This window comes from Pseudoalteromonas sp. SG45-1, assembly GCF_014164135.1.
In the GTDB taxonomy this organism is placed as follows: Bacteria; Pseudomonadota; Gammaproteobacteria; order Enterobacterales; family Alteromonadaceae; genus Pseudoalteromonas; species Pseudoalteromonas distincta.
The window spans coordinates 132,588-157,016 of sequence record NZ_JACJEP010000005.1; the positions used below are offsets into that span (position 1 = coordinate 132,588).

Below are 24,429 nucleotides of genomic sequence, written 5' to 3' on the forward strand. Positions count from 1 at the left end.
AAGTCATCTAAATATAAATACTTGAACAACCGCTATGCTGGCATTTACGATCATCAATCTAGACCTAAATTCAAATACTATAAATGGCACTTTAGCGAAGTTCGGCTGTGAGCGTGAGGCAGACTGTGAGAAATTATGATGTATGAAGTCAATACTCGTCTCCTTGGTTATTACATTTTATGAACGTTCGTTACGAGCGTTCATGTTTTTTACTTTATATAAATGAATTATACCCTATGGTAAGCTTTTAAAAGCATTGTCAATGCTCTTAAGCTACATAGATTTAATAGGTACTCTTAATTGCTTTTGAGGTTTGATGGTTTGCATTAATAGGCATAGTGATACCAAAGCCACACCTATCCAACCAATTATCTTAAACCTTTCACCAATAACGAAAACGGCTAAAACAGTTGCAACTAATGGTTCTATTAAGGTAATTAATGTCGCTTTACTTGCATTTATATAATTCAAGCCAAAACCAAATAATAAGTATCCTAAAAACATTGGAATTACTGCCATATACAAAGATACCAATGCATTGGTTGCGCTTGAAAATAAGTTATCACCTGTAAACCATAATGAAGGGAGTAACAATAAAGCAGCACAACCAAACAGTCCTGACATTGACGATTTCGAATGAACTCCACTTTCAATTAAACTCCTTGCTGCCCATGAATAACCTGCATAGGTTAATCCAGCAATACACCCCAAAAGAATACCCAGGCTCTGTTGATTAATACTGTATGAAGGATCATTACTCTGATCTCTACCTAACGTTAATAAAGTAATACCTATAGCTCCAATAACAAAACTCAGTACCCATTCCAGTGATATATTTTTTTTACTAATTAGGCTTTCAAGGATTGCAGCAAAAAAAGGTGCCGTAGCAATTGAAACTACAGTGCCAATTGCAACACCTGATAAACGCATTGAAGTATAAAATGCTAATGGATAGATAGCGACAGAAGCGGCACCTAAAAGTAATACCTTAGGCTGTGAAATCATGAGCTTATAATCTATAAATAACGTTTTTCGTGCTGTAATAACAAGTAGCACTCCCCCTATTCCCATAGAGAATGCACCAATTGCAAACGAACTCACATCAGGGGAATAGCTTGCTGCGGTGCCTGTTGTTCCCCACAAAAAACTAGCAATAATGATAGCAATTACACCTTTAAAACTTCCGTGATGACTTTGCATAGTGATACCTGTTTTTTATTATTTCAATACAGAAATTGTATGCTAATGATGAAAGGAGTTTTTAACAATTAAGACGCTATCGTTGACAATAAAGACTAAGTTTACTTTTTGAATTTATTAGGTGGTAGGCCAAAGAATTGTGAAAACTTTCGGCTAAAGGCTGACGGCTCTTTGTAGCCTACTTTTTCACCAATGATTGATAGTGGATAATCTGTGTGTGTTAGTAAAGCTTGCGCTTTTTCCATACGAAGTTTGGTTACGTATTTCATCACAGTCATATTTGTTTGTTGCTTAAATAGTTTCTTAAACTGCGTTTCGCTTAGAAAAGCAGATTCAGCCAGGCGTTTAATGTGAAGTTGCTCTGCAATATTTTGCTCTATGAAGGATATTGCTGTACCAATACGGTTATCTACTTTTGACAATAAAGGTTGCTCTGCAAGCAGTAAACTGAACATTTCAAACATCGCCTGTTCTAATTGAGCATTAACTTTATTTTCTAATTGGTTTTCGATAAAGGTTAAGTAACTTTTAAGGGCTGAGTTAATTGCAAAAACAATACAGTGAGAAGATGAAATATTTAGGGGTAGGTTTTTCATGTCCACAACTACAAATCTAGCTTCAGTATCTGCAGTGAACAAGTGCTCTTCATTGGCTTTAACTACAACACATTCACTTGGCGCAACTTTACCATTGAAATCACCAACGCATATATTTATGACACCACGTAAAGGTAAAACCAATTGATTAAAGTGATGTGAGTGACGGGTTGGTTTTGTGCTATAAGAACGAATGGATAATAGATTTTTCATAATAACAGAAATGTATGGCCTTATTTCATCCTGATTTTGGTTATACATAGTAGAGCAATGGATGACAAAGTGAAGTGTTAGTTTTATTGGCTCTTTAACTTAAACCTCAATGACTGCAATGGTGTGTGAGTTCACATGGCTTAGCAGTCCCACTAAAGGCTTTGAAAGGTAATATCTGCTGTTGGCATTCTCCGCCACTCCACAACATAAAATGTTGATAATAATTGGCAAGGTATTTTACTGTGTCGGATGGCGCTTCGCTTATCCGACCTACACACGTACACAAAGCCTCTTATTTGGCGTCTCTCACCGGTAAAATAAAGCGTTTACTCAATACTAATACCTTGTTTTAAAAGGTACTCCACTGCTTTATCAGTATGGGGCTTAAATGCTTTCCAGCGCCCAATTGCTTTATTGTTAAGTGGTTGGCGTACTTGTACTTTACTGGCGGTAGAGACCGGTGCGGTGTTTAAGTGAAAATCTATACACTGTGCTTGCCATTCTAAATTACAAAAGCTAACTAGCTCTTTTATTTGCTGCTCGGGCTGGGCGACTAGTTTTTCGTATTTTACTAATTTTATATTGCTATGCAGGGCGCTAAAGTGCTGCATGAGTTTATAAAAGCGGCTATTTAAAAAAGATAAATCCCCCATACTGGGGGCATTTATCACATTAGTATATGACCTTAATATAATTACTAGCGATGTTATTTTGAATTGGAAATTACTGGCCACTCGTCAACTAAAATGGCATTACCACAATCGTTGTCTGCATGTATTAAATTAGGTTTTAGATTAATCAGTTGTGGGAACGAAATGGTGTAATTGACCTTATAACCGCAAGAGCCAAAAGCAGAGTATAAGCGCAGAGACTTTAATTCATTCCCTATTTCACTAACTTCAATACTGCCGGTAATTAAATTAGTTTGCTTTAGCTCCCACTTATTATCAATAAAAGTAGGTTCTGACCAAGTTATGGGGTAAGCCATGTTAGTTAACGTCTTGACATAATAGGTCAAGTAACTGTCTTGATATGCTCCAGTGTTGCAAGCTAATGCAAGCAATTTATCACCCGAACTTAGCTTAAAAACTGAGACAAATCGATTGTTATGATGTTCGTCTTTGATAGAACAGTTGTCGTTTTTATTTAGTGAGCCAAGAAGCTTTTTTTGAGTTAATAGCTCAAAATCTAGAGGCAACTTTTGACCAGAGGGTATCTGCATTTTTAAGGGTTTATTATTCTTAATATCTGCATTGAGTGAAGCGGCATTAACATGCGAGCATAATAAAAAGATCATAACAAATAAGGTCATATTTAATTTCACCAAGAGTTAATCCATAAAAGTATATGTGTATTAAGCTAACGCTACATTTGTTGAGAATAATAACTTTTCAAATTCAAATGTACCTCGTGACGCTTTCAATAGTCGCTCAAAAATTATAGCGTCATTAGCAATCTCTAAAGCGTGATCTTGACCATTAATTATTCTCCTAGCTCCAATATAATTAGAAGTTGCACCTGATATAAATTGGCCTAGCTTCGCTTTAGCAAATAAACCTTCTCGCATGCCATAAGACATTATTGCATATGCAATTTTATGATTAAGTGCTAGGTCTGGATTTATATAGAGCTTATCTCCAAGCCCTAAAGCATCGCCAACCTTTTTATAATTATAATCCCATGTTAATTGTACATAACCCCTTCCGTAATATATGTTTTTTTCTACAGTTGAAGTAGTTGGAACATCGTGTACGCTACCATACAGCTTACCTTTTCCTTTTCCCCACTCTTTAATTGGTTTCCAGGTACGTCCGCACTCACGTTTTACTGTCGCTAACATGTAAGCAATCCATCGGATATCGGTAATGTGAGGATCCATTACACACTCAATCAAGAGTTTTTTTAGATCATTAAATGCTTGCTCATTAGGGAACTGCTTTTTATATATTTTAATGAAGTGTTCATAATCAATAACTTGAACTTGATTTAAAAGGGCAGCTTCTTTGTGCTTTTTTAGAAAGTTCTGACTTAATGAGGCTACAAGTGCTTTGTGAGTTAAATCATCAGGTATAACTTTTTTACTTGGGTGTTTATTACCCAATGCAGCGGATTGAAATAGCTTTAGTTGCTCTTCAGTTTTACTACCATAATATCCATCGGGCTTTAGTACTTTTTTACCGAAATACTTTTTTGTGGTACCTAATAAAAGCCTTTGTAGTACTAAAACATCTAGTGGGGCATTCCTAGCACCGTGACCAACACTATTAGTTAACCTTGTTATATTTACTAAGTTTAGTTCTTTAAATATTAAAATTTTAATCCTTTAGTAACTATACCACTCACTATGTGGCCCCTTCAAGGGAACATTAGCTGAATTTTATTCCATTTATATTATTCCTTTTCTATCAATATTTGTCAGTAAGCATTGGCAACTGTGTAAGTTTGATCGTCACAGTGCTTATATTTATTTTAAAAAGTAATTACCTGACTATAAATTAATTAAGCGAATTTATATAAAATAGAAGTGATATTTCATCCTATAATATCTTGTTGTTTTAAGTAGGTCTCAGCCTCATCAGTATGGGGCTTAAATGCCTTCCAACGGCCAATTGCTTTGTTGTTAAGTGGTTGGCGTACTTGCACTTTACTTGCAGTAGAGACCGGTGAGGTGTTTAAGTGAAAGTCTATACACTGTGCTTGCCACTCTAAATTACAAAAGCTAACTAGCTCTTTTATTTGCTGCTCGGGCTGGGCGACTAGTTCTTCGTATTTTACTAATTTTATATTGCTATGCAGGGCGCTAAAGTGCTGCATGAGTTTGTAAAAGCGGCTGTAAAATTTGGCAGTGTCGAGTAAATCGAGCGAGTACGCGTAGTAGGGGTTATTTATAGTAAATAACTGGCGATAGTTACCAATGCAGGTGTCCATTGGGTCGCGCAGCATACAAATTATTTTGGCGTTTGGCAGTGCTTTGGTTATTAAGTCGATATAAAAAAAGTTAAACGGGAGTTTATCTATAAAGTGCTTATGGCTGCCTGTTATTACGCGTGTTGCGTTTAAATAGGTTGACCCAAGCTGATTAAAATCAAGCTCGTAGGCTTTACTGAGTGTTTGAGTGTCGAGCACATGGGGTGTTTGTGTTTGGCTGAGCCTTTTAACACTTAAGCCAAAGTCTTGCAGTTCACCGGCTGACTGCACGTCGCTGTGGCTCGATAAAATACGCTCTACCAATGTGGTGCCAGAGCGGGGCATGCCTAATACAAAAATAGGCTCTGCCGTTGGGTTACCTTGTGTCAGCGCTTGTGTGTGCTGTTCACTTAAGAGTTTAATATGTTCAAATAACTCAGTTGAGCTTTTATGATCAAACGGCTGTACAGCACGTTTTACTACTTTACCTTGCTCTAACGCGTTAAAAGCGTCTGAAAACTCACCAATATCTTGATACTCTTTAGCTAAAGCATGGCCAATATGCAGTTTTGCATCGGGGTTTGTTACTTGCTCAAACACGTTTTTTAAGCGTTCAATATGATTGTTTTGTGTACTTACTTTAGTTAAATCACTTAATGCAAAATGACTTTGATGGTGCAGCTGGTTAAGCGCTATGGCATTTTCAAAAGCGTGTCGGGCTTTTGAAAATAGCCCTAAAAACTTAGCACTTACACCGTAGTTATAATAAAACTGAGGTTGAGCTTTGTTAGCTGCTGTAGACAGTGTAATAGCGCGCTCAAAGTAGTTAAGTGCTTGCTCGTGAATACCTGCTTGAGTAAGTGCAACGCCGAGTGTGTCGGCATCAAGTGCTTTAGTTATTTGCTTTAATGGCACCGATAGTGCGGTGTTTTTTGCTTTTTGTAATTCGCCAGTAAGTGCGTAACATTTAGCAAGTTGCGCGGTGTATTCAATACTTTGGCCAAGGGTGAGGGCTTTTTCGATGAGCTTTATTGCTTTGTGTATTTGCCCAACAGTTAAATTAACCATTGCCAGCAAAAAATACCCATCAGCAAAGTCTGGTTTGAGTGTAACTAACTCCACTAGGGCTTTGTGTGCTTGCTCTATTTTACCTTGGTTTAGGGAGTGTATTGCGCTTTGATGAAGTTGCTTTAAATTTGGCTGCATGGTTTTTGGTAATTATTTTGTGAAAGAAAATAAAAAGGCTCAAATAAATTTGAGCCTTAGAACATTGTTTAAAAATTACTATAAACTATATTTCAAATTTGTAGTTAAATTTAACACCCACCGTAAGCGGGCGATTAATGTAATGGCCGTAGTTACGTTGTATGTCGGCGCCATTAGCTGATGTTATATCGGCATCTGAACGACGAACGGATGTAACCGCGTATTTGTTGAATAGGTTATCAACATATAGGGTAGTTGACCATGCATCAGCTGTTAATTTAGCTGATATATTACTTAAGCTGTAACCTGGTAGTGTTTCGCCATTGTCATGCAAGCCAACTCTTGTAATTACATCGCTTTGCGCGGTTAAACCGTAGTTAATATCAAGCGTTTTGTCGTTAAATACATCTGTTTGATAGTTTACACCCATTGAGAACTGATGTTCTGGAGAGCCTGGTAAACGGTCGCCGTCTTCTGCGCCATCGGTACCATCAGCATTAAACAAAAATGGTGCATCTGATGTTAGCTCTGCTTTTGTATAAGCATAGGTTGCATAAACTGAAAACGAGTCAGATAAAATGGCACGGGTAGATATTTCAATCCCTTTTGCGTTAGCGCTACCTGCGTTAGATAAGTACGGTAGTTGGCCTACATCAGTAGCACCTGCAATTTGTGCATCATCCCAATCTACGTTAAATAGCGCGGCGTTAAAGTGAAGTTGGCTTCTAAACCAGGTGCTTTTAAAGCCTAACTCGTAGTTTGTTGTTGTATCGGCATCGTAAAGCATTTCTTCTGGACTACCACAACCTGCTTGGTTAGCTGGTAATGGATCAGGACACGGTGCTAAACCATTTGAACCGCCGATTCTAAATCCTTCACTTACCGTTACATAGCCCATGACTGAATTTGTGAATTGGTATTTAGCATTAAACTTAAAGAGGCTGCCGTTATCGTCAGCTTCATTTTTTTCAAAGTTTAATGAAATAGCATCAGGTGCTGCGTCATCAAATAAGGTATTAAATAATGGAAAATCTACAGCTGACTCAGATTCAACGTCGTATTGGTATAAACGCATACCTAAAGTTACGTCTAGTTTTTCTGTTACTTGGTAGCCTATTTCGCCAAATAAAGCTGATTCTGTTATTTCGGTACGATCTACCGAGAAGTACTCAAGTTGATCTGGGCGAGACTGCGAAGCGCCAAAGTTTTCTACTGCAAAGTCACCAAAGCCAGGCGTAAACTCTTTACTAGAAGCATCCGTTTCTATTTTGTTGTAAAACGCACCAACAATCCAGTTTATGTCACTATCGCCTTGCGATACTAAACGCAGCTCTTGGGTGAAGGTGTCTTCTTCTTCAATCTCACGCGTGAAAGATGAAAACGAAGGAAACTCTTCATAGCCGTAATCAAGACGAATAAGTAAGTCTGTTTGGTCGCGTTGGCCGTCGGCATCAAAGCTCGAAATACCAGTAGCCGATACCAGCTCTGCAAAACCTAGGTCGGCTTTTAGCTCAAGGCTTAGTAATTGATCTTTTTTCTCGCGAGGTTCTTCAAAGCGATAAGCCGACTCGTATTTACCTATTACGTCGCTTAAACCGTTGTTTGCATTAAGGCTGTTGTAATGAACAATCGAGCGGCCTTCGCTGTCTTGGTTTTGGTAAAAGTAGTTAAGCGTACCTTCAAACGATTCATTTGGTTTAAAGCGAACAGAAATACGACCAGTAGTGGTGGTTTCGCCGTTGGCGTCTTTTACATTTTTAAGGTTGTTATTAACTGCTGAGCTATCGCTCCAATCTGGATCTGGCAACGATACGCCAGGCTCACGTACTACGTAGCCGTAATCGATAAAACCAGGATCTTCATATACGTTTAAGCTTGCACGAACTGCTAATTTATCTTCAATAATAGGAAGGTTAAATATAAAGCCGCCTTCGCCACCTAAAGAGTCACTTTCTTTTGTTTGAAATAGGTCGCCGTATACTTCAAGCGATGTAAAATCAAGCTCAGGCTGTTTAAGCATGTAGCGAATTGCACCGCCTAATGTGCCTGCACCATAAAGGGTGCCTTGTGGCCCAATTAATACTTCAACGCGCTCAATATCTACTAGGCGCATATCTACCGAAACTGGAATTTCGTTTATATAAGTAGATACTGTGCCGCCATCTGACGATGGACCAGAAGAATTTGTATTTAAACCACGAACAATAATAGGCGAGCCTGAGCGGCCACCTTGATCAGTAATTGTTAAACCAGGTACCCAGCGTGCTACATCCGCAAGCTCATTGATATTTTGATCTTTCATAATATCTGCATCAAGAGCGGTAATATTTAGCGGTGCATTTTGCACAGAACCGCTGCGCCTTGTTGCTGTAACTTCAATTACTTCGAGTGATTTGTTTTTAGCGGCAACTTCTTCTTGAGCAAGAGCGGCATTTGGTAATAAAAATACGCTAGAAACAGCGCTCGAAATAGCCAAGGTTAACAAGCTTGGTTTAAACATAAAAAGTGATCCCCAGTTCAAATGTTTTACATTAGTAAATTAAGTTAAGTAGTTTATCAGGGAGTGAAGTAGCTGGGAATATTTAAATTGAATTTTAATTCACTTTTATAGAATAAATATGGCTTATTTTCAGGGTTTTTATTTGGTTAATAGGCAATACAAGCAATAGCTTAGTGGAATTAGGTACAGTTAGGTTAAAAATTACACCCTTGTTTAAAGGTAAATAGTCATTCATGTTTTAAAGCTGGTGTTATGACGTGCTCGTTAAACAGATTATTACATTAAAATTAATATTTCATAATGTCATTACTTATACTTTTATTAGCACTATTAAAGTGTGTTTTTATCCCCATTATGAGTGATAGTCGTAATTATAAGTGACTGCATAAGCTTTTGAGTGAGCGTGTTTGATTGCCGCTTCGTATTCTCTTTTTTATTTTGTCCGCACTTTTTTGTGCGTGTTTTTAAGGATTAACAATGAGCCAACTATTTTCGCCTTTATCACTTGGGCAAGTAGCGTTAGATAACCGTATTATTATTGCCCCTATGTGCCAGTATTCAGCCAATAATGGCGCTGCTAGCGATTGGCATACTATTCATTTAGGCCAATTGAGTTTAAGTGGTGCAGGGTTACTTATTTTAGAAGCAACAGCAGTAAACCCAGAAGGGCGTATTAGCTACGGCGATTTGGGGCTTTGGAATAACGAAACCCAGCAAGCATTAGGTAAAAGCCTAAAAGCAGTAAGGCAATACAGCCCTATGCCTATTGGTATTCAGTTAGCGCATGCTGGGCGCAAAGCATCAACTGAAAAACCATGGGACGGTGGCGATGCCATTGCACCTGATGATGTAAATGGCTGGCAAACGCTCGCACCTTCGGCAATTGCGTACGACGCTAACAGCCCAGTGCCAAAAGCAATGAGCCAATCTGACATAGATTCACTAATTAAAGATTTTGTAAGTGCAGCTAAACGCGCTGATGAACTCGGCCTTGATTTAATCGAGCTACATGGTGCGCACGGTTACCTGTTACATCAATTTTTGTCGCCACTTTCAAACAAGCGAGATGACAACTACGGTGGCAGCCTAGAAAACAGAATGCGCTTATTACTTGATGTGTTTAAAGCGGTAAGAGCGGTATTCCCCAGTAATAAAGCAGTGGGTGTGCGTATTTCGGCAACCGATTGGGTTGAAAGTGGCTGGGATTTAGATCAATCGATAGTGCTTAGTAAAGCGCTTGATGAACTAGGTTGTGATTTTATTCATGTAAGTACGGCGGGCCTAAGCCCAGAGCAACAAATACCAGTTAAACCTAATTTCCAGGTACCGTTTGCAACAGCCATAAAAGAAGCAGTTAAAATGCCTGTTATAGCGGTGGGTTTAATTACACAGGCGCAACAAGCCGAAGATATTATTAGTGAGCAGCAAGCCGATGGCGTAGCACTAGCGCGTGGTATTTTATATAACCCGCACTGGCCGTGGCATGCAGCTGCAGAGCTTGGCGCTACAGTAACTGCACCTAAACAGTATTTACGCTCAAGCCCACATGGGCAGCCATCACCAATAAAATAAAGTTTAGTTTTTTGTAGAAACCCAACCCGCGTTTGCGGGTTGGGTTTTATTATTTTTATAAAGTAGAGACACACATGACCCAAACAGGCGTTTCAGCGCAACCCCTTAGCAATACACTCGTTACTATTATTGCTTTGTGTTGCGGTCTTATTGTTGCCAATATTTATTACGCTCAACCTATTATTGAGTTACTTGCCCCAGAAGTTGGATTAAGTGCGCACAGTGCTAGCCTTATCGTATCGCTTACACAAATAGGCTACGCTTTGGGGTTGTTTTTTTTAGTACCACTAGCTGATTTAGTTGAAAATAAAAAGCTTATGTTGGTCACTCTTGGTGTGTCGTTTTTGAGTTTAGTGGGTACGGCACTTGCTGATTCACCTAATGTAATGCTTATTTTGTGTTTGATGATAGGTATAAGTTCGGTTTCTGTTCAGGTGCTTATTCCACTTGCTGCGCATTTATCGTCTGACGAAAAACGCGGACAAGTTCTTGGTAATATTATGGCGGGTTTGTTGTTAGGTATTTTGCTAGCAAGACCTATATCGAGCTTAATAGCCGATCACTTTGGTTGGCGCGCCGTATTTTACTTTGCAGCAGGGTGTATGGTGTTTATTGCTGGCGTAATTTATTTTGCTATTCCAAGTAGGCAACCAACCCATAAAACAACGTATTTTAAGTTATTAAAATCGCTTAAACAATTAATGATAAGCCAGCCAGTGCTGCGCCAACGTTCACTTTTTCAAGCGTTAATGTTTGCATCGTTCAGCTTATTTTGGACGAGCGTACCGGTTGTGCTTGCCCGTGAGTATGGTTTATCCCAATCAGAAATAGCATTGTTTGCACTAGTGGGCGCCGCAGGTGCTGTAGCAGCTCCCATTGTTGGGCGTTTGGCTGATAAGGGCTATACGCATCAGCTATCGTTACTGGCCAAACTCATTGCAGCTCTGTGCTTTTTACCAAGCTTATTTGAGTTACCTTACGGTATTATAGTATTGGCATTAACCGGTGTGTTTATTGATTTTGCTGTGCAGGCCAATATGGTATTGGGTCAACGTGCAGTGTATGCAATAGAGCCACAAAGCCGTGCGCGTTTAAACGCTATTTACATGACTAGTATATTTGTAGGTGGCGCAGTAGGCTCGCTTATTGCCAGCCCATTATATGAAGCAGGTGGTTGGACTGGTATTGCACTGGTGGCTACCGGTATGCCGCTTATTTCGTTGATTGGCTATTTGCTTACAACTAAAAAGCGAAGTAAGGCTGTGAGTTAAAAAATTACCGGATAAAACACAATAAAGTCACCATGTTGTGTGGTGACTTTATTTAGCTTATTTGGTAGTTAATTAAGTAGCCTGTTTTTTTGCGTTTGAAAACGAGCTACCAACAGATGCAATAATCACAAGTAAAATAGCGAGCCACTGCCATAAAGTAAGTAATTCACCCAGTATAATAAACCCTGCGAGCGAAGCTATTGCAGGCTCTAAACTCATCATTACGCTAAACCCTTGTGAAGGCATGTTACGCAGTGCAACCATTTCAAGTGTGTAAGGCAGTGCGCTTGATAAAATAGCAATACCAATACCCAGTGGGATAATTCCCCACGTAAACGCGGCGCTTTGCATAATGCCACCGTAAGGCACTAGCACTATAGCGGCAACAGTCATGCCCAGTGCGACAGTGGCACCACCAGAGCTTTGTGTGCCGGTTTTTTTACCAAATAATATATAACCTGCCCAACATGCACCGGCACCAAGAGCAAGCGCTACACCTAATGGATCAAGGCTATCTTGCCCGCTCATATCTGGAAGCAGAAGCAAAATACCAGCAATAGCACAGGCAACCCAAAATAAATCACGTTTGCGGCGTGATGAAAATAAGGCAACAGTAAGCGGGCCTGTAAATTCAAGTGCTACACCAATGCCTAGTGGAATGCGTTCAATAGCGTAATAAAACAAAATGTTCATGCCGCCTAAACTTAAACCATACACAATTATAGGAATACGATTACCCGTAGTGGGTAAGTGTTTCCAAGGTTTAAACACTAAGCAAAGTATAAAGGCAGAAAAACCAAGCCTAAGGGCCGTCGTACCCTCAGGGCCAACAATTGGAAAAAGCTGTTTTGCAAACGACGCGCCCGTTTGAATGGTCATCATGGCAAGCAATACACACACGATAGCCAGTAAATAACTTTTTGAAGATGCTTGCATTTTTATCCTTGAGTTGAGTAACTCTATCAATTAGTTATGTAATGCAGGGAGTATAAAAGCTAAACCCACCCGATATTAATGGCGGCATAGTATCTTTTTTTAAATTTATAGGTAAGTGTTTGCGACCAAAAATAACGCAATAAAAAGTATATTAAATAGGGAAGGTAAATAAAGTAAGAGGTAAAGTTAGCAAACAGGCGTTTGCTAACTTTAATCAGTTGGTTAAAAGGCCTTAGTGGGCACTTTTATTAACTAAGCCATCAAGCGAGTAGAGGCCTCGTTTTTCATCATTTTTACGTTTAATTTCTTCAAGTGCACGCGATTCTACAGCGTCAAATAAAGCATTAATTAAGCGGTTAAAATGTTTGTGCATTGCACTGCGCGCTGCATTTGCATCATGCGACTTTAGGGCTGTATAAATAGCGGTGTGTTCATCCATAACGCACTCGTTATTGTTTTTACACACACTGCCATAGTCAGCAACAATTTGTGGATTTGTTAAACGTAAATCCCACAAGTTAGACACTGCAAATTCAAGTGCTTTATTACGCGTTGCTCTAGCTATAATTTCGTGGAACTCACGATCGGCTTGCTCAACATATAGGCCTTTTTCCATAGCAATTAATGTTTTATTTAGTTGCTCTAGTTCTTCTTCTGTAATGCTTTGAGCAGCTAGAGCGGCAATTTCGCCTTCAATTAATGCGCGAGCTTGAGTAAGTTCAAATGCACTGATCTCTTTTGATTTTATAGATGCATTTTTTTGTTCTACTACGTAAACACCAGAGCCAGTTTTAACTTCAACTCGGCCACGTACTTCTAATGCGATAATAGCTTCTCTAATGGTAGGGCGGCTTACATCAAACATTTCTGCAAGTTCACGTTCAGGTGGTAAACGACTCCCAGCAGAAAATTCGCCTTGATTTATTAAAGACTCAATTTTATCAACTATGCGCCAAAATAAGCGACGATTACCCATACTTTACCTTCATTACCTTAAGGAATAATGGCCTCTGGGGCCTATAAGTCAAAACCAACTGTTAATATCAGAGGTTACCTTAAAATTCACTATTATGTCAAAATTCTAACGCGATGTTAGGGTTAAAAACCACTATACACCAACGGTTGCATTCTTGTATTACCAATTTAGTTTAAAATAATGTAATTGGCCAGCTTGATTGGTAATGTTTTTATGTGTTAGGTTAGATTTAAGGTTATTGAGTAATAAATATTGGTAATAAACCGAGTTGGGTTGTCAGTGTTAAGTTTGTTGTAGAAGTATTTGATTGCCCATGGATGGGGATCGCTATTTTAAAGTGTTTTGTAAAATGTGTCGTTGTACGAGAGCTATTTAAGCTTTCTTCTGGGCGTTAGCTGTCGTTGGTTAACGCCCATATTTTATTTAATTAGTCGTTAGGGTACACAACCCCAAGCTGTTTGCGCGCTTCATCAAGAACGCTCATTACGTTACTGGCTAAAATGTGCGTATTAACAGGTGACTCAAGGATATTTTGCTTCACTAATGACATGAAATGCTCAACTTCGTATTTCATAAAGTGCTCATCAAACGGCTGGGATATAATCTCTACATCACCATTATTAGCAATAAATTCCACTTTTTTAAGTTGCGATACGGCTTCTATACGTATGCGCCCAAGCTCGCCTTGTATTTCGGTTATGTTGTCGCCTTGCGATATTTTGGAGTAACTAATAACGGCTTGTTTATCTGCATAGTTTAGTAATACATCGCCCGCACCATCTACACCAGTATCGAGCAATACGCCACTGGCACTCACGCTTTTTGGTGCCCCCCAAAGTGCAATTAATAAATACAGCGGGTAAATCCCTAAATCAACTAAAGCACCATTTGCAAACTCGGGTAAAAATGTGTTTGGGCGTTCTCCATTTTTATACTTATCGTAACGCGATGAGTATTGACTGTACTGGCCAATATACTTACGTGGTGTGCCAATTTTTACCATTGCCTGTTGTAGCTGTTCATAGTTAGGCAAGTGAGAGGTCATCATGGCTTCCATGTAAAGGCGCTGATGCTTTTTTGCTGTAGCTATAATGCTTGCAAGCTCTTTAGAATTGGCAGCTGATGGTTTTTCGCCAAGGACATGTTTACCCGCTTCTAGACACATAACGGCATATTGTTTGTGTAAGCTATTAGGGGCGGCTATGTAGACAGCATCGACATTTTGATCTTGGCAAATTTGCTCGATTGAGGTGAAAATTTTTGCTTGTGCATTTTGTGGGTGTTTGGCTAAAAATGCTTCGCCGCTAGATACTGCGCGCGAGCACACCCCATATAAATTAAAATCGTTTAACGTATTTGCAGCGGCTAACAATGTGTCGCTAATAAAATTGGTGCCAACAATAACAAAGTTCATGCTCACTCCTTAGCTTAAATAAAAATAATAAGAGTATTTAGTTTAACATTTTTTTAGTTCTATATGCTCGAGGAGAACATCCAAACCAGCGTTTAACATTAACACTTAGTGTTGCTTGTTCCTGATATCCTAAAAGCTCAGATATGGTTGAGATTGTAAATTGGTTTTGCGCTAAATAGTGTGCAGCTAAAGCGCGGCGAGTGGCATCTTTTAGTTTTACAAAACTCGTATTATGTTTGATAAGTTCTCGATGCAGAGTACGCGGGTGCATACCCAGCGCAGCTGAAATAGTTTGGTTACTACATTGATAAATAGGAAGCATAGGCCTAATTAGCGCACTAACTTGGTTGGGCAACGGTTGTGTGTGTTCTTTGTTTTTTGCCAAGAAGTTTAGCGCTGCTTGTACTTTATTTAGTTTAGGGTGATCAAGCTCAAGAGTTAAATCACTTTTTGAGATTACAATGCCAGCGCTGTTGCGATGCTCTATAACGTTACAACCAAAGTAAGTGTTATAGGCACGAGTATTAGTACTTAACTTTTTTGGCAAAAATATATTAATTGGTTTGCAGCGGTTATTACTCAGCTTTTTAATAACAGCTAATGCTAAACCAATGGTTAGCTCAATGACTTGGTTTATGTGCGGTAATGGTTTTAAATTAATTTCGAATGATAAAAACAAGCTTTTATCATTCTCTAAAGGGTGCGAATTTAAGCTAAGTGCAGGGCTGTGTAAGTGAAGGTATTTAATAACCCAATTAAGTGCATCACCTAAATTAGTACTACTTTTGGCAGCTATTGCAATATGTCCTAAAATATCAAAGTTTTGTCTACTTGCGAGCTTAAGGCCAAAACTAGAGCAATTGAACTTACAAGCACAGTATTCTAAAAGCTCAGCGTAATCTCGATAAGGTAAATATTGGTTGTCGAGATTTTTAAAGTCAACGTTACTAATATTACAGCTTTGCATTATTTCATGCGGATCGCCGCCAAATTCGCTAATTAGCATGTCTATACCTTGTAATGACGTGGCTCTGATTAGGCTGCTCATGGTTAACCCCAAATAAGTGATGTCTAAAAATATCAAGTTTTATTGGGTTTTTCTATGCACTATTACTGTTAAGGCCGTTTAAAACTTTTATTAAGGTACACCATGAACAATACAACATTTGATTACATTGTGATTGGCGCAGGCAGTGGCGGCTGCGTTATGGCATCGCGATTGTCTGAGGATAAAAATGTCAGTGTGTGTTTAATTGAAGCTGGCGGCAGCGATAAAAGTGCATTTGTGCAAATGCCAGCTGGCATAGCAGCGAGTGTGCCTTATGGCATAAATAGCTGGCATCACAATACGGTGCCACAAAAAGAGCTTAATAACCGCTGTGGTTTTGTGCCGCGCGGCAAAGTATTGGGTGGCTCAAGCTCTACCAATGCAATGGTTTATATTCGCGGTAACAAATACGATTACGATAATTGGGCACAGCTTGGTAATGAAGGCTGGGATTTTAAGAGTTTACTCCCGTACTTTATTAAATCTGAGAACAATAAAGCGTTTATAAATAATGAGCTGCACGGAACAAAAGGCCCGCTACATGTACAAGAGCTAAGTAACCCAAGCAATGTAAACCAATATTTTTTAAATGCCTGTGCTGAGCAGAGCGTTAATTTAAGCGACGATATAAATGGCAAAGAGCAAAGCGGCGCGCGTTTATCGCAGGTAACTCAGCACAATGGCGAGCGTTGTAGTGCAGCAAAAGCATATTTAACACCGTATTTAAACCGCCCGAATTTAACGGTATTAACCCATAGCCACGTTAATAAAATAAATGTAACCAATAAGATAGCGCAAGGTGTGCAAATAGAGCGCAATAAAGAGGCTATTAATTTACGTGCTAAAAAAGAGGTAATACTCAGTGCTGGCGCTATTAATTCGCCGCAAATATTAATGCTTTCGGGTATTGGCCCAAAAGAGCAGTTAAGTGCACATAACATTAAGGTTCAGCACGTACTTGAAGGTGTTGGCGCTAATTTACAAGATCACTTAACGGTAGTGCCACTTTATAAATCAAAAACAAGTAAAGGCACATTTGGTATAAGCCCGCTTGGCATTGCCAGCATTTTAAAAGGATGCGTTAACTGGTTTAGTAAACGAGAAGGGCGATTAACCAGTAATTTTGCAGAGTCGCACGCGTTTATTAAATTATTTGAAGGCTCGCCAGCGCCCGATGTGCAGCTAGAATTTGTAATAGGGCTGGTGGACGATCATAGTCGTAAATTACACACTGGGCATGGTTACAGTATACACAGCAGTATTATGCGCCCTAAAAGCCGAGGCACGATTACATTAGCAGATAACAACCCGCGTAGTGCACCGCTTATTGACCCTAATTATTTAAGCCATCCAGATGATTTAACTGTAATGCTTGCTGGTCTTAAAAAAACACTCGCTATTATGCAAAGCAACGCTTTTGATAACATACGCGGTAAAATGCTCTACACGCTTGATATAAATAATGATGATCAGCTAATCGAGTTTATACGCCAAACTGCAGATACCGAATATCACCCGGTCGGGACATGTAAAATGGGGCAAGACTCAATGGCAGTGGTAGATACTAATTTACGAGTACACGGGGTAAGTAACTTACGCGTAGTTGATGCGTCGATTATGCCTACTATTATTACCGGCAACACAAATGCGCCGGTAATTGCGATTGCTGAAAAAGCGGCTGATTTAATTAAACACGCAAGGAAGTAATTAAATAAACAGTAGTAGGGCTATTAATTAGCTATAAAACTCATTTAGCCATTGTTGCCAATCGCTTTCAAGATGCAGCATTTGCTGATGCTTTTTAGCGTTTAGATGCTTGGCTTCGTCCTCGCTTGCCACATAAGGCCCAACGCGGCATAGGGGGCAATGGTTAGATGTTAAGTATGCAGGCATTGTAAGGCGTGAGCTTAATTCGCTAGTATGTTTTTCGAGACTTTTTGGGCTGAAAACGTAAGTTATGCCGCTTGTGTCTTTAACGTGTTTGTCGCGGTCAACATTACGAATTTTATAACCTTCAAAATGGCTAATATCAAATGGGATTTGGCCTAAGTAATCTGCGGTTAAACCGTTATTTAAACTCCCCTCTATATTCCATTCTCGATAAGGTTTTACATCCTTTGAGGTGATGTAACAAAGCATTGGCCCATTTTTATCAAGCGCGTATTCGTTAGCGTATTTAATAAATTGGTGCAGTAAAGCGCGGTTTAATACGTTCATACTGGTTTGGCGCGTGTTGTTTTCAAACGCTTCTCGGCCAACAAATGCAGGTATAAGCGGAAACTGAAAAATAACCACATCAAAGCTGTGCTGGTTTTCACTTAGAGCTTGCCAACATGCATGGTTTGTTACATCAAAACTATTAAGTACCTCAACGTTATGCGCTTTTAAGTTGCTAAGTGCATTGTGCTGGTATTTTTGCTCAATAGTAGTTTGGTCATCGTAAGTGGATGCAACCAAAGCTTTTGGCGATAGATGAGTGTAAATAGCGTTCGAAAACGATAAATCGCCATCGCCTACGGTGAGTATTCGCCATTGAGGATTTAAATACATATTTTATTTAGCGTTTATGTTTGTAGCAGTATTATTTATATCGCTATTTGTTTGTGAGTCTTTTGCTAGTAAACGATGAAACGCAAGTCTGGTTTTTAACCCTTCAATAGCGATTTGTTTAATAATAAGATTAAAGGTAATTAAAATGGCAAAGGCAATATGAATAGGGCCGTGAGTAAATCCTGCATCTGTATCGTACAGTGTTAAACCGAATAGCAAAAATAAGACAACTAAAAATATTTCGAGTAATTGACTTGAATAAAAGCTTAAACGACCTTCGCTTTTATGATCTTTTTTAATGCGAATAGCACAAAAAAATGGGATCACTTTGATTTTAAATGCAGCGTTTTTTTCTACGTAGTTTTCGCCAAGTTCGTCGAGTTGTTGGCGTAGTTGGTCAATCATGGTGTGTCCTCAAATAGCAGTGCGCGGATATTACCTTATTACCATGCAATATTTAAGTTTACAGCTGCTATTTAGGGTAAATACTCATGCCAATAGTAAGGATATGACACACAAACACAACAGAGGTAAGTACAAAACGCATTTTTTGATAATCTTTATGATAGGTTTGCCATTGCGGCGTGGCTTTTTCAAATATAAGTACTAACCAAAAACTAGCACCTAAACAAGCGAGTGCCCACTCAACAGGTAAAAATGATAAAAATGGTATAGGTATTACAGGAACAACAGCTTTTATCGCATTGCTATAAGTTTGCTCTCCGGCGCGCCATAAGTTACCCGCCATAAATGCTAAAATGGCGATACTGTAAAAAGTAAAAAACTCCAAGTTAAGGCTATTACTGCCAAACATGAGCGGCCAACCTACACACCCTAAAAACGGGATTAAGCCTAGGTAACCTAGCTGTATATGGTTAACAAATTTTTCCATTACGGTGTGCCTTATATTTAATGACTTATTTGAAGCGCGGCTATTGTAGCAGTATTGCGATTAGCGGTCTTAATAATTCACCAGCGTTTACAATTCAAATAATGCTTACGATAACAATGATTATATAGTTCAACCCAAAAAATCGATTGTTTTAATCTAAACAATCAATTTTATTTAATTTCCTATTGGCCTTATTGTATTAATCAAGCCAACGCAGAAGGTCGTTTAAAACGAAAGCGTTGATTACTTTTAAAATACATAAACACAGATGAGGAAATACCATGAGCACTTCATTAATCAATACAAAATTACAACCATTCAATGCAACCGCTTACCACAACGGTGACTTTGTAGAATTGTCTGAAAAAGATGTTCTAGGTAAATGGTCTATCTTCTTCTTTTACCCAGCAGACTTTACATTTGTATGTCCTACCGAATTAGGTGACCTTGCAGATTACTATGCACAACTTCAAGAAATGGGCGTAGAAGTTTACTCAGTATCTACTGACACTCATTTTACTCACAAAGCATGGCATGACACGTCAGACACTATCGGTAAAATTACTTACCCAATGATTGGCGACCCAACAGGGCGTATTACACGTAGCTTTGGTGTAATGATTGAAGAAGAAGGTTTAGCACTTCGCGGTACATTTGTAATGAACCCAGAAGGCGAAATTAAAGTAATCGAAACTCACGATTTAGGAATTGGCCGAAGCGCTAAAGAACTAGTTCGTAAAGTACAAGCTGCACAATACATTGCAACTCACGATGGTGAAGTTTGCCCTGCATCTTGGCAGCCAGGTGAAGACACACTTGCACCTTCACTAGATTTAGTTGGTAAAATCTAAATATAGGTTTACCCACTTTTATAAGGGCAGGTAACTGCCCTTAAATCAACGAACATTCGTTTGTTGGTGCCTCCTATATCAATATACTTGTTTAAGCACATGCATTATTTGGCATGGGAGGCTTGCTGTTTAAATTTTCCTAAAAGGGTTAAGCCATGTTAGATAACAACATAAAAAATCAATTAAAAAGCCATTTCGAATCGCTTACTCAACCTGTTGAGCTGCTTATTGCCTTGGATGACAGCAAAAAATCAGCAGAAGTAGAAAGCTTAGCAAACGATTTAGCTTCACTAAGCGATAAATTTACTGTAATAAGCAATCCTGATACAAGCGCACGTCGCCCGTCAATGGTTGTACATTCGCCTATTAAAAAAACTCATGTTACGTTTGCAGGCGTACCTATGGGTCATGAATTCACAAGTTTAGTGTTAGCACTTTTGCATACTGGCGGACACGCAAGTAAAGCTAAAAGCGAAGACATTGAGCAAATACAATCGCTTACTCAAGAGCTGAACTTTGAAGTATACATAAGTTTAAGTTGCCAAACGTGCCCGCAAGTAGTGCAAGCACTTAACACTATGGCAGCGACAAACAGTAATATTAAAGCCACCATGATTGACGGTGCATTATTTCAAGATGAAGTAGAAGAACGAAATATTTTAGCTGTTCCGGCTGTATATTTAAATGGCGAACCATTTAGCCAAGGTGCACTAAGCCTTACTGACATACTTAATAAAGTAGATAGCAAAGGGGCTGCTAAACAAGCAGCAGCGCTAAGCGAAAAAGACGAGTTTGATGTACTGGTAGTTGGTGGCGGCCCAGCGGGCGCGTCGGCTGCAATTTACTCAGCACGAAAAGGGTTAAATACAGGCATTGTTGCTGATAGATTTGGTGGACAAGTTGCCGATACACTAGCAATAGAGAACTTTATTTCGATTAAAGCGACTGAAGGGCCTAAATTGGTTGCCCAGCTTGAAGAGCACGTTAAAGAATACGATGTAGATGTAATGCATAATCAGCGTGCAGCGGCACTTGGTTATAACAATGGTTACGAAATTACACTAGAAAATGGCGCAGTACTTAAAGCTAAGTCGCTCGTACTTGCAACTGGTGCACGCTGGCGCGAAATGAACGTACCAGGTGAGCAAGAGTATCGTGGCCACGGTGTGGCATATTGCCCACATTGCGACGGCCCTTTATTTAAAGGCAAACCTGTTGCTGTAATTGGTGGTGGTAATTCAGGTATAGAAGCGGCAATCGATTTAGCTAATATTGTGCAAAGCGTTACGGTACTTGAATTTGCAGACACACTACGAGCCGATGAAGTGCTTATTCGTAAAGCTAAAAGCATGGCTAATATTACTATTATAAAAAGTGCACAAACAACCGAAGTACTTGGTGATGGTAAAAAAGTAACTGGCTTAATGTACACAGATAGAGTGTCGGGGGAGAGCAAAGAGCTTGAACTTGCCGGTATATTTGTACAAATAGGCTTAATACCAAATACCGAGTGGTTAAAAGACAGCGACCTTGAATTAAGCAAATTTGGTGAAATACTAATTGATGCTAAAGGCGCAACTTCATTACCAGGCATTTATGGCGCGGGGGATGCAACCAATACTCCGTTTAAACAAATTATTATTGCAATGGGCAGCGGTGCAACAGCAAGCTTAGGCGCATTTGATTATTTAATTCGTCACTCTGAAGAAGCTGATCAAAGCGCTGCTTAATGTAATTAGTAAAAACTCTCTTGATATAACAGCAAGGCTACACCCATAGCTGTTTGTTAACCCAAGCCGCCCTTCTCCAAAGGCGGCTTTTTTAATGCTTAAGAATTAGCACACGATTTAATCGCACCCACCACCAGAATCGCCGCCGCAATTTGTATAAGAATGTGATGAGTTACTGCTAGAGGAAGCTGTTGAGTCACTGCCAGTATAAACAGATGATCCACGTGATGACTTAGCACTGATAAATGTAACTAACAGCAATACGCCCGATACGATAACTATTGTTATTGATGAGCTCCATTGCCCAGTGGAAACGCCTTTAAATACTGCAACAATAAGGACAGTTAGTAATATAGTTCTAATTATGTTTTTCATTGTTAATGCCTTATCTAACTATATTTAGCACGCGGTTAAGTGTGCAAAGCTAATATTTTTAAAGCTTTAGTAATTGCGCCGCTGACGCAATAGCGACTTCTAAAGAATGCATTTTAAACGGTTTTGAAATAAACATATCCATACCAGCTTGTTTGCACGCTAATTTATCTTGCGATGAAGTATTGGCTGTAAGGGCAACAATATAGGTTGAATCGTGCGGACAGATACTTTTTGATCGCAGTTGTTTTGTAGCCTCAAAACCATCGAGTATAGGCATAATACAATCCATAAAAATAAGGTCGTAATGCTTTTGCTCGCATTTAAATATGGCATCTTGCCCATCTACTGCAAAGTCTGGCTTTATATTGAGTTTATTAAGCGACGCATCAAGAACTAGCCTGTTTATGTCGTTGTCATCCACCACTAAAACAGAAAGCTTAGAAGCGTTAATGTTTATTTTTGATAGCGGATTTAGCTCTACTTTTTGCTCTTTACCTAGCTCTATAGGGATACTTAGCGAAAAAGTAGTTCCCTGATTAACTTTACTACTGACCTTGATTGTTCCACCCATGTACTCAACAAGTTCTTTAACTATTGCGAGGCCAAGTCCTGTGCCTCCTTTACTGTTTTTAGCATCTACTTCTTGAGTAAAAGGGGAGAATAAAGATTCAAGAAATTGGCTAGACATGCCTCTTCCCGTATCGGCGACTTTAATGTTTAGCGTTAATTTATTATTGTTATTAATCACAGACGTGTGCAGTTTTACACAACCACGCTCAGTAAATTTTAACGCATTACTTAATAAGTTGGAGGTAATTTGACTTAGGCGTGTGTTATCGCAATATGCCCAGCAGCTATCAGAAATTTCATTTTTTACTTCTAGTTCTACATTGCTGTTTTTAAATAACGGGGTGTACAAAGAAATGAGATCAGTAAATGTTGTATTTAATAAAACATCCGTGGGTTCTAGTTTTAACTCACCGTGGTTAATTTTAGAAAAATCGAGTACTTCGTTTATTATGCTCAAGAGTATATCTGCGCTACGCAGCGCGACTTTTATTTTTTCGGTTCTCTTTTGTTCGTTATGTTCATCTATTAACGTAGTAAGCATGCCCGTAATGCCATTTAGCGGTGTTCTAAGTTCGTGGCTTATTTTTGCAAAAAGCATGCTTCTATCTTCGAGTAATCGCTCGGCTTGTTCTTGTTTATTTTTAAGCTCTTCTCTTAAAGCCACTGCTTCGGTAATATTTTGAAAGGTACCAAACAAACGTACACAGGTATCACCGTCAAATTCGGCTTCACCAAATGTAGATACCCAAATGGTCTGATTTTTGGCTGTAATAATTTCAAGCTCTAGATGCCACTTTTCGCCGTGTTGTATAGCAAGCTCAACTGCTTTACTTATTTCGTCTCTGCTTGCACCTTCTTTATAAAAGTTAACTGCAGATTCAATTTCAGGCTGATAGTTTTCATCAACTTGATGGATTTGTTTAGTTTGCTGACTCCAATAAATTTTATTATTAGTAAGGTCAACTTCCCACGTGCCTATATTTGCTATGCTTTCTAGTTTTAATAAGCTATTGCTGTTTTTTATTAATTTTTCTTTAGTGATGCTGCGAGCTAGTTCTGCCCCTAACCACTGCGCAAATAGCTCAATATAGTCGTAGGCGGCATCTGTAAATACTGGAGATTGATTGGCAGAAGAAAAATTTACAGTTCCAAATATATCGGTACCTATTTTAATAGGTGCCCCAATATATGACTCAAGTTTAAAGTTTGCATAGCAAGGATGGTCAGCAATTGCGCTTTGTGAGACGTTATGAAATGCAAGTGCAGAACCCGCACTAAGAGTGTGTACACAATAGGTGCCATCTAAATCAAATTGAGTACCTATTTCTAATGCATTATCTGGCGTAATGGCATGTAGCACGGTGTAGCAGTTTTTCTCGACCTTACTAATAATAGCTAAATCAAGGTTAAACACTTTAAGTCCAAATGCTAGTAGCTGATGGGTTTTTTCATCAAAGTCTAAACTTTGGTTAGATACTATGTCGTGAAATTGCCTAAGAAAATTCAATAGTAAACATCCTGTTGGTTTTAGAACTGAGTCTATAGCTTGATAAAGCACTAGTTTAACAAAAAAATTAAATATATTTAGTTAATTATTACTTTATATAAACTTTCTCTAATTA

General features: G+C 38.9%; 21 protein-coding genes. 5 read left to right on the top strand and 16 right to left on the bottom strand.

Translation table 11 applies throughout. From position 1 onward, the window contains the following. Window positions 1-273: 273 nt before the first annotated feature. The 7 genes from H5117_RS06660 to H5117_RS06690 all read right to left on the bottom strand — a co-directional run bounded on the left by H5117_RS06660 (window position 274) and on the right by H5117_RS06690 (window position 8,622). Entirely contained in the window at window positions 274-1,200 is a 927-nt protein-coding gene (locus tag H5117_RS06660) for a DMT family transporter (RefSeq protein WP_182724055.1), read from the bottom strand. Window positions 1,201-1,301: 101 nt separating this feature from the next. Beyond that, on the bottom strand, window positions 1,302-2,009 hold the full coding sequence (locus H5117_RS06665; RefSeq protein WP_182695406.1) for an AraC family transcriptional regulator: 708 nt from the start codon (window positions 2,007-2,009) through the stop codon (window positions 1,302-1,304). 326 nt (window positions 2,010-2,335) lie between these two features. Then, a complete protein-coding gene (locus H5117_RS06670) occupies window positions 2,336-2,743 on the bottom strand; it encodes a sulfotransferase (protein WP_310737163.1) in 408 nt (135 codons plus the stop codon). Beyond that, window positions 2,716-3,336: a hypothetical protein gene (locus H5117_RS06675; RefSeq protein ID WP_182736801.1), complete on the bottom strand. Its 621-nt coding sequence runs from the start codon at window positions 3,334-3,336 to the stop codon at window positions 2,716-2,718. The genes H5117_RS06670 and H5117_RS06675 overlap by 28 nt, the downstream gene beginning before the upstream one ends. Window positions 3,337-3,363: 27 nt before the next feature. Beyond that, window positions 3,364-4,110 (bottom strand): glycoside hydrolase family 19 protein, encoded by a 747-nt coding sequence (locus H5117_RS06680; protein ID WP_182716833.1) that lies wholly within the window; start codon window positions 4,108-4,110, stop codon window positions 3,364-3,366. A gap of 431 nt (window positions 4,111-4,541) precedes the next feature. Next, complete coding sequence (locus H5117_RS06685) at window positions 4,542-6,122, bottom strand: sulfotransferase (RefSeq protein WP_182736803.1); 1,581 nt, start codon at window positions 6,120-6,122, stop codon at window positions 4,542-4,544. Window positions 6,123-6,207: 85 nt separating this feature from the next. Then, window positions 6,208-8,622 carry a TonB-dependent receptor gene (locus H5117_RS06690; protein ID WP_182736806.1) on the bottom strand — a complete coding sequence of 805 codons (2,415 nt, stop codon included), beginning with the start codon at window positions 8,620-8,622 and terminating at the stop codon, window positions 6,208-6,210. 477 nt (window positions 8,623-9,099) lie between these two features. Between H5117_RS06690 and H5117_RS06695 the strand changes: the two genes are divergently transcribed. Together H5117_RS06695 and H5117_RS06700 are read left to right on the top strand one after the other, a co-directional pair. Beyond that, the gene (locus H5117_RS06695) at window positions 9,100-10,194 is read left to right on the top strand and encodes an NADH:flavin oxidoreductase/NADH oxidase (protein WP_182736808.1); all 1,095 of its coding nucleotides are present in this window, start codon (window positions 9,100-9,102) and stop codon (window positions 10,192-10,194) included. Window positions 10,195-10,268: 74 nt separating this feature from the next. Further along, window positions 10,269-11,465, top strand: coding sequence for an MFS transporter (locus H5117_RS06700; RefSeq protein ID WP_182694246.1), 1,197 nt, complete (start codon window positions 10,269-10,271; stop codon window positions 11,463-11,465). A 72-nt stretch (window positions 11,466-11,537) separates the two neighbouring features. Here H5117_RS06700 and H5117_RS06705 read toward each other — a convergent pair whose 3' ends face one another. The 4 genes from H5117_RS06705 to H5117_RS06720 form a co-directional block, all read right to left on the bottom strand. Then, window positions 11,538-12,401 (bottom strand): DMT family transporter, encoded by an 864-nt coding sequence (locus H5117_RS06705; protein ID WP_182736810.1) that lies wholly within the window; start codon window positions 12,399-12,401, stop codon window positions 11,538-11,540. A 232-nt stretch (window positions 12,402-12,633) separates the two neighbouring features. Then, entirely contained in the window at window positions 12,634-13,377 is a 744-nt protein-coding gene (locus H5117_RS06710; protein WP_002960591.1) for a FadR/GntR family transcriptional regulator, read from the bottom strand. 427 nt (window positions 13,378-13,804) lie between these two features. After that, window positions 13,805-14,791: a Gfo/Idh/MocA family protein gene (locus H5117_RS06715; RefSeq protein ID WP_182695222.1), complete on the bottom strand. Its 987-nt coding sequence runs from the start codon at window positions 14,789-14,791 to the stop codon at window positions 13,805-13,807. Window positions 14,792-14,828: 37 nt separating this feature from the next. Beyond that, window positions 14,829-15,839, bottom strand: a complete 1,011-nt coding sequence (locus H5117_RS06720; RefSeq protein ID WP_182695221.1) for an AraC family transcriptional regulator — start codon at window positions 15,837-15,839, stop codon at window positions 14,829-14,831. Window positions 15,840-15,941: 102 nt separating this feature from the next. Between H5117_RS06720 and H5117_RS06725 the strand changes: the two genes are divergently transcribed. Next, complete coding sequence (locus H5117_RS06725) at window positions 15,942-17,546, top strand: GMC family oxidoreductase (protein WP_182736812.1); 1,605 nt, start codon at window positions 15,942-15,944, stop codon at window positions 17,544-17,546. Between the two features lie 27 nt (window positions 17,547-17,573). Here the strand turns inward: H5117_RS06725 and H5117_RS06730 are convergent, their stop codons facing one another. From H5117_RS06730 to H5117_RS06740, 3 genes are all read right to left on the bottom strand, one after another. After that, window positions 17,574-18,389, bottom strand: a complete 816-nt coding sequence (locus H5117_RS06730) for a class I SAM-dependent methyltransferase (protein WP_182736814.1) — start codon at window positions 18,387-18,389, stop codon at window positions 17,574-17,576. A gap of 3 nt (window positions 18,390-18,392) precedes the next feature. Beyond that, window positions 18,393-18,794 carry a hypothetical protein gene (locus H5117_RS06735; protein ID WP_002960599.1) on the bottom strand — a complete coding sequence of 134 codons (402 nt, stop codon included), beginning with the start codon at window positions 18,792-18,794 and terminating at the stop codon, window positions 18,393-18,395. A gap of 67 nt (window positions 18,795-18,861) precedes the next feature. After that, on the bottom strand, window positions 18,862-19,281 hold the full coding sequence (locus H5117_RS06740; protein ID WP_182692533.1) for a DUF3429 domain-containing protein: 420 nt from the start codon (window positions 19,279-19,281) through the stop codon (window positions 18,862-18,864). 281 nt (window positions 19,282-19,562) lie between these two features. Here H5117_RS06740 and ahpC point away from each other — a divergent pair, with 281 nt between their 5' ends. Further along, complete coding sequence (gene ahpC, locus H5117_RS06745) at window positions 19,563-20,132, top strand: alkyl hydroperoxide reductase subunit C (RefSeq protein ID WP_002960601.1); 570 nt, start codon at window positions 19,563-19,565, stop codon at window positions 20,130-20,132. A gap of 155 nt (window positions 20,133-20,287) precedes the next feature. After that, entirely contained in the window at window positions 20,288-21,862 is a 1,575-nt protein-coding gene (gene ahpF, locus H5117_RS06750; RefSeq protein WP_182692532.1) for an alkyl hydroperoxide reductase subunit F, read from the top strand. Window positions 21,863-21,979: 117 nt separating this feature from the next. Here the strand turns inward: ahpF and H5117_RS06755 are convergent, their stop codons facing one another. Further along, a complete protein-coding gene (locus tag H5117_RS06755; protein ID WP_182736816.1) occupies window positions 21,980-22,237 on the bottom strand; it encodes a hypothetical protein in 258 nt (85 codons plus the stop codon). A 58-nt stretch (window positions 22,238-22,295) separates the two neighbouring features. Further along, window positions 22,296-24,314, bottom strand: a complete 2,019-nt coding sequence (locus H5117_RS06760) for an ATP-binding protein (RefSeq protein WP_182736818.1) — start codon at window positions 24,312-24,314, stop codon at window positions 22,296-22,298. Window positions 24,315-24,429: the final 115 nt, after the last annotated feature.

What these genes read in the sequence shown, in the direction of transcription:
- H5117_RS06740 (WP_182692533.1), bottom strand. Translation starts at nt 19,281, where the DNA reads ATGGAAAAATTTGTTAACCATATACAGCTAGGTTACCTAGGCTTAATC.
- H5117_RS06755 (WP_182736816.1), bottom strand. Translation starts at nt 22,237, where the DNA reads ATGAAAAACATAATTAGAACTATATTACTAACTGTCCTTATTGTTGCA.
- H5117_RS06735 (WP_002960599.1), bottom strand. Translation starts at nt 18,794, where the DNA reads ATGATTGACCAACTACGCCAACAACTCGACGAACTTGGCGAAAACTAC.
- H5117_RS06720 (WP_182695221.1), bottom strand. Translation starts at nt 15,839, where the DNA reads ATGAGCAGCCTAATCAGAGCCACGTCATTACAAGGTATAGACATGCTA.
- H5117_RS06705 (WP_182736810.1), bottom strand. Translation starts at nt 12,401, where the DNA reads ATGCAAGCATCTTCAAAAAGTTATTTACTGGCTATCGTGTGTGTATTG.
- H5117_RS06710 (WP_002960591.1), bottom strand. Translation starts at nt 13,377, where the DNA reads ATGGGTAATCGTCGCTTATTTTGGCGCATAGTTGATAAAATTGAGTCT.
- H5117_RS06685 (WP_182736803.1), bottom strand. Translation starts at nt 6,122, where the DNA reads ATGCAGCCAAATTTAAAGCAACTTCATCAAAGCGCAATACACTCCCTA.
- H5117_RS06695 (WP_182736808.1), top strand. Translation starts at nt 9,100, where the DNA reads ATGAGCCAACTATTTTCGCCTTTATCACTTGGGCAAGTAGCGTTAGAT.
- H5117_RS06715 (WP_182695222.1), bottom strand. Translation starts at nt 14,791, where the DNA reads ATGAACTTTGTTATTGTTGGCACCAATTTTATTAGCGACACATTGTTA.
- ahpF (WP_182692532.1), top strand. Translation starts at nt 20,288, where the DNA reads ATGTTAGATAACAACATAAAAAATCAATTAAAAAGCCATTTCGAATCG.
- H5117_RS06700 (WP_182694246.1), top strand. Translation starts at nt 10,269, where the DNA reads ATGACCCAAACAGGCGTTTCAGCGCAACCCCTTAGCAATACACTCGTT.
- H5117_RS06690 (WP_182736806.1), bottom strand. Translation starts at nt 8,622, where the DNA reads ATGTTTAAACCAAGCTTGTTAACCTTGGCTATTTCGAGCGCTGTTTCT.
- ahpC (WP_002960601.1), top strand. Translation starts at nt 19,563, where the DNA reads ATGAGCACTTCATTAATCAATACAAAATTACAACCATTCAATGCAACC.
- H5117_RS06725 (WP_182736812.1), top strand. Translation starts at nt 15,942, where the DNA reads ATGAACAATACAACATTTGATTACATTGTGATTGGCGCAGGCAGTGGC.
- H5117_RS06730 (WP_182736814.1), bottom strand. Translation starts at nt 18,389, where the DNA reads ATGTATTTAAATCCTCAATGGCGAATACTCACCGTAGGCGATGGCGAT.
- H5117_RS06665 (WP_182695406.1), bottom strand. Translation starts at nt 2,009, where the DNA reads ATGAAAAATCTATTATCCATTCGTTCTTATAGCACAAAACCAACCCGT.
- H5117_RS06660 (WP_182724055.1), bottom strand. Translation starts at nt 1,200, where the DNA reads ATGCAAAGTCATCACGGAAGTTTTAAAGGTGTAATTGCTATCATTATT.